Origin of the sequence: Aestuariivivens marinum (assembly GCF_022662175.1) — a bacterium.
GTDB lineage: Bacteria > Bacteroidota > Bacteroidia > Flavobacteriales > Flavobacteriaceae > Aestuariivivens > Aestuariivivens marinum.
This window is the reverse complement of the sequence record NZ_JAKMCR010000003.1, coordinates 85,220-97,563: the sequence shown is the minus strand read 5'-3', so window position 1 is coordinate 97,563 and position 12,344 is coordinate 85,220. Positions and strand designations below refer to the sequence as shown.

The window sequence follows — 12,344 nt, the reverse complement described above, 5'->3', positions numbered from 1 at the left end:
TAATCCCAACCTAAATTAAATTGGAATTTGGCGCTTGAAATTTGATTATTATGAACTATAAGCAGGCTATAGAGCATCCCATTTTTAAAATCATTTGCGAAGCGGCTGAAACATTAAACGTTAAGTCCTATGTTATTGGTGGGTTTGTTCGCGATTTCATTTTAAATCGTGGTGATGCAAAAGACATCGATGTGGTTGCTATTGGTGACGGCATTCAATTGGCTAAACAAGTATCAAAATGTTTATCCAATAAACCTAAAGTGCAGGTATTTAAAACCTATGGAACAGCCATGCTTAGGTATAATGACATAGAAATTGAATTTGTAGGTGCTCGTAAGGAATCGTATACTGAAGACAGTAGAAATCCTGCAATTGAAAACGGTTCATTGGAAGACGATCAAAACCGTCGTGATTTTACCATTAATGCACTAGCCCTAAGTTTGAATAAATCTACATATGGTGATTTGTTAGATCCTTTTAAAGGTATTGAAGATTTAGAAAACAAAATCATTCGAACACCTTTAAACCCTGATATAACTTATAGTGATGACCCTCTGCGTATGCTAAGGGCTGTACGATTTGCTACACAATTACATTTTAAAATAGAAAGTAATTCACTAGAGGCCATTACCAAAAATAGCCATCGTATTAAAATAATAACCAAAGAGCGTATTGTTACAGAGTTACACAAAATTTTGGAGAGTAATAAGCCTTCTATTGGCTTTTTATTACTCGAAAAAACGGAGCTCTTAAATTATATTTTACCCGAGCTTACAGCTTTAAAAGGTATTGATGAAATTGAAGGTCAGCGTCACAAAGATAATTTTTACCATACGCTGGAGGTGGTCGACAACATTTCAAAACATACCGATAACCTATGGTTACGATGGGCTGCGTTATTACATGATATAGGAAAGGCGCCTACCAAAAAGTTCAACAAAAAAGTAGGCTGGACGTTCCATGGACATGAGTTCGAAGGTTCGAAAATGGTTTATCGCCTTTTTAAGCGGTTAAAAATGCCTTTGAATGATAAAATGAAATTTGTTCAAAAAATGGTCTTCATGAGTTCCAGACCTATAGTTTTATCCGAGGATATTGTAACCGATTCTGCGGTACGTCGCCTAATTTTTGACGCTGGAGACTATGTAGATGACCTCATGACACTCTGTGAAGCAGATATTACAACAAAAAACCCTAAGAAATTCAAAAAATATCATAATAATTTTAAGATAGTACGTGAAAAAATTATAGAGGTTGAAGAACGTGATCATGTTCGTAATTTTCAACCTCCAATTACTGGTGAAAAAATCATGGAAACCTTTGGCTTAAAACCTTCAAGGGAAATAGGTGTCATCAAGGAAACAATTAAAGAAGCCATTTTGGAGGGTACCATTCCAAATGAATATGATGCTGCTTATCAATTGATGCTCAAGGAAGGAGAACGCTTAGGATTGAAAAATGTTCGTTAATGATTCAGATTTTAAGAATGGATGCTTCATACTCATCACAAGTTGTAGCAATTTCGTTTTATAAAAAGAATAATTACAAAATCATTTCAAGTTTTGGTCTTACATAAGGTTTAAAATAGTATTTCCAAAAAAATAATAAATATCAACACATGAAAAAAGATAATAAAACAGTTATATATTGGTTATTTACAGGTTGCTTCCTAATCTTTATAATGGTTATAATAGGTGGCATTACAAGACTAACCCATTCTGGTCTCTCCATTTCAAATTACAAACTTATTTCGGGTACCATACCCCCAATGAACGAAACCGAATGGCAAATTGCTTTCGATCTTTATAAACAATATCCGGAATACCAAAAGTTGAATACCCATTTTTCGCTTCAGGATTTTAAGGATATCTATTTTTGGGAATGGTTGCACCGTGTAATAGGCAGGCTTATGGGATTGGTGTTTTTTATACCGTTTTTGTATTTCTTAATTAAAAAACGACTTACCAAATCTACCATAAAAAAAGCCATAATATTATTAGGCTTGGGAGCCTTTCAAGGGTTTTTAGGCTGGTATATGGTTAAAAGTGGATTGGTGGACCGACCAGATGTTAGTCATTATCGCTTAGCAGCACATCTAACTACTGCCTTTGTTACATTTGCTTATACACTTTGGGTGGGATTGGACTTAATTTACCCTACAAAACAGACTATTCACAAAGGCTTTAGGAACTTAGTTAGATTTGGATTGGCTATATTACTACTTCAAATTATATATGGTGCTTTTGTAGCAGGATTAGATGCTGGTTTCATCCATAACCATTGGCCTATGATGAGTGAAGGTAGATTCATACATGAAACCGTATACATAGAGCAAAATCCATTATACAAGAACTTCACTGAAGGCAAAAGTGGGGTACAGTTTGTACATAGAATTTTAGCCTTTATTGTACTGTTCATTATTTTATTAGTTTGGTATAAATCAAAAAAAATGCAGTTAAATAGTTTACAAAAAAAAGCCATAAATGTGCTCTTAATTTTAGTAGGTTTACAGTTTTTATTGGGTGTTTATACCATTTTATTACAAGTTCCTATTTGGTTGGGAGTTGCCCATCAAGTAGGTGCTTTTTTCTTATTAAGTGCCATGATATTTACTTTACACCGCTTTAGTAAATAGTATAAAAAACTTACATTTGCAAAATACGTTTAAAAATGATTTATAGATTTAGGGTAATATTGGATAATGATACTGAAGAGGATATTTTTCGTGATTTGGAAATTCGTGAAGATGACACCTTGGAAGATTTACATAACATTATCACACAGTCCTTTGGATTTGATGGTTCTGAAATGGCTTCATTTTATATTAGTGACGATCAATGGAACCAAGGTGAGGAAATATCTCTTTTCGATTTAAGTGAAGATGCTTCTGCCCGTTTAATGAATGAAACCAGGATAAATGATGTAGCACATGAAATATCTCCTAAACTTATTTATGTTTACGATTTTTTAAGCATGTGGACCTTTTTTGTTGAGCTAGCTGAAATAGTAGAAGAAACAGAAGGTTTTGACTATCCTAACTTAATGTTTGTTCAAGGACAAGTGCCTGAAATCGCGCCGGAAAAATCATTTGAAGCTGAAGGTAATGATGATTTTGATGAATTTGAAGAAGGCTTGGATATTGATGATTATGACAATCTTGACTTTGACGAGCACTGGAACTAACAATTTACTTCAAACTCTCAAGCTTCACATTTTCGTAATTTCTAACCAAGAATTCTAAAGCGTATTTAAGTATTTCCCCCATGTTTTTAGAACGCTTAAAATTCACGTCTTTGGTATATTGAAAAATATTCATTTTAAGCACATCAATATTTTCTGGGCTCGAAATTGTATCGGCTTCCATACAATCTATGAGTTTACCTATTCTATTTTGAAAACTCTTTAAACGCTTTACCAATATAGAACGTTCTTCTGTTTTATATTGATCTATAGAAGGTTTTTGGATAGTTTCAGAAACCAATTCCACCATTTTTGAATTTTCTTTAAAAAACTGAGGACGGTAAATATTAAACTTGCCTTCGTAGCTCTGCTGATCAAAATCTATAGCCCTTATTTTATAAACCACATGGTCAAAATCGTGAGTAGGTACTATTACATAATTATAAGAACGCATATCCCCCAAAAGCCTAATCATACAACGTTCGTTAAACTTAACAAATTCTTTGGCTATTTGTGATTTTTCAGATTTATTACACTTAGGCAGCATATTTTTTATGAACTCATCTCCAGGGATTCCAGCAATATGTTCTTCTATTAACGTATTTTTATATACTAAAAAGTTTAGATTGTATGGTGAAAGCATATGTTCTAACTCTAAGCCATAAACCCGTGAAGCATCAGCAGATTTTACATAAAAATAAGTGTAGTTGTCATTCAATATATTTCTAACTTTAATTCTAAAGGGTTTTGAATTACCAAAAGTGCAAAAATCAATGGCATCAACATTTAAAAAAGGAATGGTATTAATACTTCCATCAGAATGTAAAATACTATAAATACGTTTTAAGGCAATATCTATCTCTTCCCTTTCAAATTCATTATAATACACCCTAATCCAAAGCGTGTCATTACCATCTTTATCATAAACCACGAGACCTCCTTGAAAACGCAATAAATCATCATAGAATATAGGTATTTTTACATCCCGATCATACCTAACTAGATAATTGTGCAACTTATTGCTAATGGAATAAGTAGGTTTTTTTTTCGATATCTTTAAATCGTCCATAAATTTATTGCTTATTCAAAAGTACATGATTTTTTTTATTTAAAAATCAACAATATCTATATGAAAATTAAATGAAATAGGTATATTGTTTACTAAAATTAAACTAATCCTTGTAAGCTATTGATTCAAAATTTAGTTTTTTATAAGTACCATTGTAACAAAAACATATGAACATCGTCATATTTTCAGTAATCAATCACTTCCGGATTTCATTCGGTCAAAAATAGAATACACTTGGAATCCATTCTAACCATCAAGAACCTTACAAAAAAATTTGGTTATTTAACCGCAGTTAAAGATTTATCATTCACCATAAACAAAGGTAATGTTTATGGCCTTTTAGGTCCAAACGGCAGCGGAAAATCAACAACTCTTGGTGTTGTATTAAATGTAGTAAATAAAACTTCAGGAAGTTTTCATTGGTTCAATGGAAATATTACCACCCACAATGCTTTAAAAAAAGTAGGAGCTATTATTGAGCGTCCTAATTTTTATCCCTATATGACCGGAAGCCAAAACCTAAAATTGGTCTGTAAAATAAAGGGCGTCAATTACAATAAAATTGATGAGAAATTAGACGTTGTTGGACTTTTGGAACGTAAAAACAGTAAGTTTAAAACCTATTCATTAGGCATGAAACAACGCTTAGCAATAGCTTCTGCCCTATTGAACGATCCTGAAATTTTAATCCTAGACGAGCCAACTAACGGTTTGGATCCGCAAGGTATTCATCAAATTAGGGAGATTATTAAACAAATAGCCGCTAAAGGGACAACTATCCTTTTAGCATCACACTTATTAGATGAAGTTGAAAAGGTGTGTACACATGTTGTTGTTCTTCGTAAAGGTGTTAAGCTATATTCTGGTAGAGTGGATGAAATGATTTCCAGTCATGGTTTCTTTGAGCTAAAGTGTAAAAAGCATGAAGAATTAATTTCGTTTTTAAAGAACAATACTTCTTTTGGTAACATTAAAACCAAAGGTGACTTAATTACTGCTTTTTTAAACGAACCTTTATCATCTGAAGATTTTAATAAACTATTGTTTGATAAAGGGATTATCCTAACTCATTTGGTACAGCGTAAAGAAAGCTTAGAAGAACAATTTTTACAATTAACTGACCATAACAAATAGCTCGCAAAAGATTATTATTATGTTACGTCTTTTAGATATAGAATATTATAAACTAATCCATAATAAAGCAAGTAGGGTTTTAGTGCTTATCTACTTTATATTATTAAGCTTAATTTCGTTGTTTGCAACCATTAAGTTTAATATTGGCCCAATAAAATTCCATTTGGCTGAACTAGGCATATTCAATTTTCCATATATCTGGCACTTTAATACTTTTGTAGCTGCTCAATTAAAATTCTTTCTTTTGTTGGTTATAGTATCTATGGTAGCCAATGAGTATAGCAATAAAACCATCAAGCAAAATTTAATTGACGGCCTAAGTAAGAAAGAATTTATACTTTCAAAATTTTATGCCGTCATTGCACTATCGCTAATATCTACACTTTTTGTTTTTGTGGTGTCCCTTATTCTTGGGTTAATATATTCGAGTTATAATGAATTATCGATTATTTTTTTAGATTTAGAATATCTTGTTGCTTTTTTCGTGAAGCTTCTTGGGTTTTTCTCTTTTGGGTTATTTCTCGGCATGCTAATTAAGCGTTCTGCTTTTGCTGTAGCAACTATGATTGTTTTATTTTCAGTTGAATTCATTAGCTATTTGGTTGTGTCTGGATATAATAAGGGAACTGATCTAGCAGACACTATTTATCAATTTTTGCCCTTTAAATCCATGTGGAACTTAATAGATGAACCAGGGTCTAGACTATCAGCTGTAAAAGAAGTAGCTGCCCAAGTTGGAGAAGACCTATCCTACGACTACGCCGTGCACTGGTATGAAATTGTTATTGTATTGGGCTGGACAGCACTATTTGTCTTTTTATCGTATAGATTATTAAAAAAGCGGGATTTATAATATCTTTGGTAGCCTTTGCTGTGAAAGATGAAAAAAACCGCTTTTATATTATTCTGTTTTCTAACTACCCTTGGTGCTTTTTCACAAGATGAGGCTTCCAATTGGTATTTTGGAGCAAATGCTGGCATACACTTTAATCCTGATGGATCAATAACAAACCTGACTAATGGAATGTTAAATACCGATGAGGGTTGTGCTTCCATTTCAGATAGTGATGGTAATTTATTATTCTATACTGATGGTATTACGGTATGGAATAAATTACATCAACCCATGCCAAATGGTAACGGTCTTTATGGAGATCCATCTAGTTCGCAATCTGGCATTATTGTTCCTAAACCTAATGATGCAAATATCTTTTATATTTTTACCGTTGATACTTCTATTGGCGGTGATCCAGACAGAGGATTTAATTTCTCTACTGTAGATTTAACCTTAAATAATGGTTTAGGTGATGTAGTTTCAAAAAATGTTGAATTGCTCGAAGACAGTTCAGAAAAAATTAGTGCAGTATTAAAAGATTGTGTTTCTAAATCCATTTGGGTCATCACATTGGCTTCTTCAAGCGGAAAAGCTGAAGACAATCCCATTTATGACACGTTTTATGCTTATGAAGTTTCAAATACAGGAGTAAATACTACCCCAGTTAAATCTTTTGTTAATACTTTTATTAGTGATGCCAGGGGCTATCTTAAATTGTCTCCTGATGGTACAAAACTGGCATGTGCCAATATTGGATCAGGATTATATCTTTTTGATTTTGATGCCAACACAGGAAAGGTTAGTAATTCAACACCCATAAATATTGGCTTTAGTCCAAATAATAAACCACAGGTACCTTATGGTTTGGAGTTTTCTCAAAACAATGAACTACTTTATGTAACTACGTATTATGAAACACCAAGAGACGAGTTCAATAATCCTCAAAGTCAATATGGTGCATTGTTACAATTCGACCTTTTGGAACCAGATATAAGTGGAAGCAAAGTTGTTATAGACCATAGACAAATGTATAGGGGTGCATTGCAACTTGGACCAAATGGCAAGATATACCGTGCCATGAGCATTACCTACCCTATTGGATCTCCTTTTCTTTCTGTGATAAACAATCCTAACGAAAGAGGAACAGCTTGTGACTATAGGCATAATGCTGTTTCACTTAACAGAAGCTCCAGACAGGGTTTACCACCATTTATTGCTTCTTTTTTTGCTGAAAAAATAAATATAACCCGTAAAACAATAAATATAACCTATCTGCCCTTGTGCCATGGGGAAACATATACCTTAGTCGCAGAGGATATCCATGGAGCTACTTATGAATGGACAAAAGATGGAATTATATTACCAGAAAATGATTTTGATCTTGAGGTTTCCCAAGCAGGAGAATATAAACTTATTGTTGAAACTATAAATAATGATTGTAACGTACTGGAAGGCGAAGCATTGGTAAGTTATTTTGATCCCCCTGTAGCCAACCAACCAAATAATGTTTTTCTTTGTGATGATAATAACGATAATCGATATAATTTTGATTTAACCACCATCAATAATGAAATATTAGGGAAGCAAGATCCTAAAGTATATGAGGTTAAATATTTTAGTACGAAAAGTGATGCCGATTTAAATATTAATGAAATTAGAGAATTGTTTACTGCCACTCAATCACCTCAAACCATCTATACAAGAGTTGGGCTTTATGAAAACAAGACTTGTTTTGACACTTCTGTGTCTTTTAAGGTTCAAGTATATAATACTCCAAAAATAAGTAATATAAAAGATTTAATTTTCTGTGATAATGTAACCCCAACAGATCCAGATCCTTCGAATGGTTTAACCGACATAGATCTTCACTTATTGGATAATGATATTTTAGGAAGTCAGAGTAATTCAGACTATACCATTACCTATCACCATACTACTGGAGATGCTGAGAACAATGTTGGTGCACTCAATTATAATTACACCAATCAAGCAGCCTTCGATGAAATTATTTATGCTCGAATAGAGAACAATTTGTATCCGTATTGTTATTCGGTTTCTGATGCTATTCACTTAATTGTCAATCCGCTGCCAACAAATAGTAATACTTCATTAGTTCAATGTGATGAAGATGGTATTGTGGACCATAAAACCCTTTTTAATTTATACCAAGCAAAGGATGGGTTAACCAATGGTATTCCCGATAGATCCGTTAAATTTTATACAAGTTTAATAGATGCCCAAAATAGTACAAACGAAATTCAAACACCAAATAGTTATTCCAATACTACCAACCCTCAATTAATTTATGTACAGGTTATTAATAATACCACTAGTTGTTATAATATTGCTGAACTTACGCTTGAAGTGTCCAGTACACAAATGGATAATTATATATCACCTCCTGTTTGTGATGAATTAGGATCAGAAGATGGAATAAATAACTTTAATTTAAATGATATTACTATTGACATGCAAACCATTAATGGGTTTACATTTCCTATTACTTATTATGAAACTTACACAGATGCTCTTCTTGAACAAAATGTATTAAACTCACCTTACACCAACACCACTCCTTATTTACAAACCATATATGCCAGAGCTGAAAACGATAATGCCTGCTATGGTATTAGCGAAGTCCTATTAACGGTTAACAGGCTCCCTAATATAGAAACCGAGACTCTTACTTACTATTGCCTTAATACTTCTCCACAGTCTATAGAGCTTAATGCTGCTGTACTAATGGATACACCAAGCAATTATGCCTATACATGGTCTACAGGTGATGATACTTATAGTATTCAAATCAACCAAACAGGGACTTATACAGTTACAGTTACAAATATTACTACTGGATGTTCAAAGGACAGAACAATTAAAGTCGAGCCATCGAACATAGCTAGTTTCGACATGACTCCCTTTGAGGTCAAAGATGTATCAACCAATAACACCATTACCGTTTTTGCCTCTGGTGAAGGAACCTACCTCTATGCCCTTTATGATGAGAACAACCAGACAATTTATCGGGACTTTCAAGAGAGTAATCTTTTTGAAAACGTGTTTCCGGGTATCTACACTGTAAATATTTTAGATATAAAGAACGATTGCGGAACAATAACTCAGCAGGTTTCAGTTGTTGGTTTTCCAAAGTTCTTCACCCCTAACAATGATGGGTTTCACGATACATGGCAAGTATTTGGCTTATCAGGTATGTTTCAGCCCAATTCCAAAATTTTAATTTTTGACCGATTTGGGAAACTAATAAAGGAACTGGATCCATTAGGCAATGGCTGGGATGGTACTTTCAACGGAAAAATTATGCCTACTGACGATTATTGGTTTGCTGTGACCCTACAAGATGGTAGAATTTTTAAAAATCATTTTACACTTAAAAGATAGTTCTCTCAATTGTGCTATGTAATATTAGTAAATGAAAAAAAATCACTTAATATCTATAATTGTAATATTTTTTTTTGGGAACTTATACTCCCAAAAGCAAGCTATTAATTGGTATTTTGGACAAGGAGCTGGTTTAAATTTCAATACTGAACCGCCTACTGTATTAACTGACAGTAGATTATACACATATGAAGGCTGTGCTACAATATCTGACAAAAATGGAAATTTGTTGTTCTATACGGATGGAATAACTGTATATAACAAACAACATCAAATTATGCCTAATGGAGTTAGACTACTAGGAGACCCTTCCAGTTCTCAATCAGCCATTATCGTTCCTAAACCAGAGGACGAAAATATATATTATATTTTTACCGTTGGTTTTGAAAAACCTGGATTAAGATATTCCACTGTAGATATAAGATTAGATAATGGAAACGGAGATATTTTAGTAAATGAGAAAAACATCAACCTACTTAGTTCTTCCTCAGAAAAAATAACTGCTGTAAAGCATTCTGATGGTACTTCAATATGGGTGATTTCCTTTGATGGTGTGACCTTCCATTCATTCAAAGTAAGTTCGCAAGGTATAAATAGAACATCTGTTAAATCTCGTTTGGGAGAACTTATTTTAGATCCAAGAGGTTATTTAAAGGCCTCTCCCAACGGTGAATATTTAGCCATGGCCAATCATGCCAATAAATCTTATCTATTATCATTTTTTGCTGCTAATGGTAAAGTTTTTCCTGGAATTCAATTTGAATTTGAAAATGAACAAGAAGAAGCCTATGGCGTTGAGTTCTCGGCCGAAAACAATAAACTTTATGTTGACACCTTTTTACAACAATCAACAAACATCCCCGATGTTTTTAAATATACTAGGTTTCTTTATCAATTTGATATAAACTCTGGAAATGTTAATAATTCGCGAAAATTAATTTCTAAAAATGAGGACACTTACAGAGGCGCATTACAATTAGCATTAAATGGTAAGATATACAGAGCACTATCAAGCGAATATGATGTTGGATCTAGATATCTTGGAGTAATAAACAATCCAGAGTTAGATGGGGATTTATGTAATTACCAACACAATGCTATAGACTTGAGTCCAAGTTTTAGGTTAAATTATTCTACTCAAGGGCTACCTCCATTTATTCAATCCCTATTCTTCTTTACCATTAATGTTAAAAAACCATGCGAAAATCAAACAGCAGAATTCTCCATTAATACCATTGAAGAAAACTATACTGTTTTTTGGGATTTTGGGGATGGTTTAACTTCAACAGAAATTAATCCTACACATAAATATCCTAATTCGGGGTTTTATGATGTTTCGGCAACCATGCAATTACAAAATGGTGAATCAAAGACCATTAGTAGAAGAATACAAATATTTGAAGTTCCTGATTTAATTCCAGATCAGGTCTTAGAACAATGTGACAATGATAATGATGGTATAGCCAACTTTAACCTTAATGAAGCTATACCCCTGATTACTGATGATGATATTGAGTTTTACAGTTTTAAATTTTATAGAGATATATCCGACCTAAATAATGACATAGAAATAGATACTTCAGTTCCTTTCCAAAATTCTAATTCCAATCCCCAGGAGTTATGGCTGAAAGTTATAAATGAAGTTGGCTGTGAAGAAATTACTAATTTTTATATAAGAGCTATAAATGCAACTCTTGGCACCATTCCAGATTTTGTTGTATGTGATGACAATGATGAAAATATTGATAACAATATAGGTTTATTTAATTTAGAAGATGAAGAAAACTTTATAAAATCTCTCTTTAACCTAGATCCATCTATTTCCATAAATTATTTTCTTAATGAAGGTGATGCAGAATTTGAAATCAATGGGATTGAGACTATTGAATACCTCTCAACATCTAAAAGAATATGGGTTAGAGCAGAATCTGAAAATCAAGAATGTATCGGGATTGAACCTTTAAACTTGATTGTTAATCAAGTTCCCAAGCCATCGATTAATGATAACTATTATGTATGTCTAAATAAACCCGATATTCCAACTATTATTGACGCAGGTTCAAATTATGATTACTATGAATGGAAAATGATCGAAAATGACAGCATTATTGAAACAAATAGTGTAGTTAGCATATTTAAAACAGGGAACTACTCTTTAACTGTTTATTCGGAATCAAATGGACTTGTGTGTTCTAGAGGTCAAAATTTTGTTATTACAGCTTCAAATGTAGCCACCATCACCGCTATAGAGATAACCGATATGTCCCAAAATAATGTCATTACAGCAAATGTAACTGGAGAAGGCACTTATGAATATGCATTATATGATGATAACAGTGAATTCATATATAGAAATTTTCAAACCAGTAATAGTTTTGAAAATGTTGGCCCGGGAATATATTCCCTTCATGTAAAAGACACAAAAAATGACTGTGGAACTATTAACAATTTCGTTTCGGTTGTTGGTTTTCCTAGGTTTTTTACCCCAAACAATGATGGTAATAATGATACATGGAGAGTTTATGGAATATCAAACATGTTTCAACCCAACTCCAAAATTATAATTTTTAACCGTTTTGGAAAATTAATTAAGCAACTTAATCCATTAGACGAAGGTTGGGACGGCACTTTAAATGGCAAAGAACTACCAACTGATGATTATTGGTTTGTTGTAACACTTCAAGATGGGCGTGTTTTTAAAAGTCACTTTACTCTAAAACGCTAATT

The 12,344-nt window shown here is 32.9% G+C and carries 8 protein-coding genes; 7 read left to right on the top strand and 1 reads right to left on the bottom strand.

Annotated elements, in window-relative coordinates:
* The first annotated feature begins 50 nt into the window (after window positions 1-50).
* The 3 genes from MR053_RS09680 to MR053_RS09670 all read left to right on the top strand — a co-directional run bounded on the left by MR053_RS09680 (window position 51) and on the right by MR053_RS09670 (window position 3,183).
* A complete protein-coding gene (locus MR053_RS09680; protein ID WP_242132241.1) occupies window positions 51-1,469 on the top strand; it encodes a CCA tRNA nucleotidyltransferase in 1,419 nt (472 codons plus the stop codon).
* Between the two features lie 149 nt (window positions 1,470-1,618).
* The gene (locus MR053_RS09675; RefSeq protein ID WP_242132240.1) at window positions 1,619-2,635 is read left to right on the top strand and encodes a COX15/CtaA family protein; all 1,017 of its coding nucleotides are present in this window, start codon (window positions 1,619-1,621) and stop codon (window positions 2,633-2,635) included.
* 35 nt (window positions 2,636-2,670) lie between these two features.
* On the top strand, window positions 2,671-3,183 hold the full coding sequence (locus tag MR053_RS09670) for a plasmid pRiA4b ORF-3 family protein (protein ID WP_223548200.1): 513 nt from the start codon (window positions 2,671-2,673) through the stop codon (window positions 3,181-3,183).
* A gap of 4 nt (window positions 3,184-3,187) precedes the next feature.
* Here MR053_RS09670 and MR053_RS09665 read toward each other — a convergent pair whose 3' ends face one another.
* Window positions 3,188-4,249 (bottom strand): hypothetical protein, encoded by a 1,062-nt coding sequence (locus MR053_RS09665; protein WP_242132239.1) that lies wholly within the window; start codon window positions 4,247-4,249, stop codon window positions 3,188-3,190.
* Window positions 4,250-4,483: 234 nt separating this feature from the next.
* Here MR053_RS09665 and MR053_RS09660 point away from each other — a divergent pair, with 234 nt between their 5' ends.
* Genes MR053_RS09660 through MR053_RS09645 form a run of 4 tightly spaced genes read left to right on the top strand, consistent with a single transcriptional unit; the run spans window position 4,484 to window position 12,342 of the window.
* Window positions 4,484-5,383: an ABC transporter ATP-binding protein gene (locus MR053_RS09660; RefSeq protein ID WP_242132238.1), complete on the top strand. Its 900-nt coding sequence runs from the start codon at window positions 4,484-4,486 to the stop codon at window positions 5,381-5,383.
* A gap of 19 nt (window positions 5,384-5,402) precedes the next feature.
* A complete protein-coding gene (locus MR053_RS09655; protein WP_242132237.1) occupies window positions 5,403-6,236 on the top strand; it encodes an ABC transporter permease in 834 nt (277 codons plus the stop codon).
* A 27-nt stretch (window positions 6,237-6,263) separates the two neighbouring features.
* A complete protein-coding gene (locus MR053_RS09650) occupies window positions 6,264-9,617 on the top strand; it encodes a T9SS type B sorting domain-containing protein (protein ID WP_242132236.1) in 3,354 nt (1,117 codons plus the stop codon).
* A 31-nt stretch (window positions 9,618-9,648) separates the two neighbouring features.
* On the top strand, window positions 9,649-12,342 hold the full coding sequence (locus tag MR053_RS09645) for a T9SS type B sorting domain-containing protein (protein ID WP_242132235.1): 2,694 nt from the start codon (window positions 9,649-9,651) through the stop codon (window positions 12,340-12,342).
* The last annotated feature ends 2 nt before the right edge of the window (window positions 12,343-12,344 follow it).

What these genes read in the sequence shown, in the direction of transcription:
- MR053_RS09680 (WP_242132241.1), top strand. Translation starts at nt 51, where the DNA reads ATGAACTATAAGCAGGCTATAGAGCATCCCATTTTTAAAATCATTTGC.
- MR053_RS09675 (WP_242132240.1), top strand. Translation starts at nt 1,619, where the DNA reads ATGAAAAAAGATAATAAAACAGTTATATATTGGTTATTTACAGGTTGC.
- MR053_RS09670 (WP_223548200.1), top strand. Translation starts at nt 2,671, where the DNA reads ATGATTTATAGATTTAGGGTAATATTGGATAATGATACTGAAGAGGAT.
- MR053_RS09665 (WP_242132239.1), bottom strand. Translation starts at nt 4,249, where the DNA reads ATGGACGATTTAAAGATATCGAAAAAAAAACCTACTTATTCCATTAGC.
- MR053_RS09655 (WP_242132237.1), top strand. Translation starts at nt 5,403, where the DNA reads ATGTTACGTCTTTTAGATATAGAATATTATAAACTAATCCATAATAAA.
- MR053_RS09650 (WP_242132236.1), top strand. Translation starts at nt 6,264, where the DNA reads ATGAAAAAAACCGCTTTTATATTATTCTGTTTTCTAACTACCCTTGGT.
- MR053_RS09645 (WP_242132235.1), top strand. Translation starts at nt 9,649, where the DNA reads ATGAAAAAAAATCACTTAATATCTATAATTGTAATATTTTTTTTTGGG.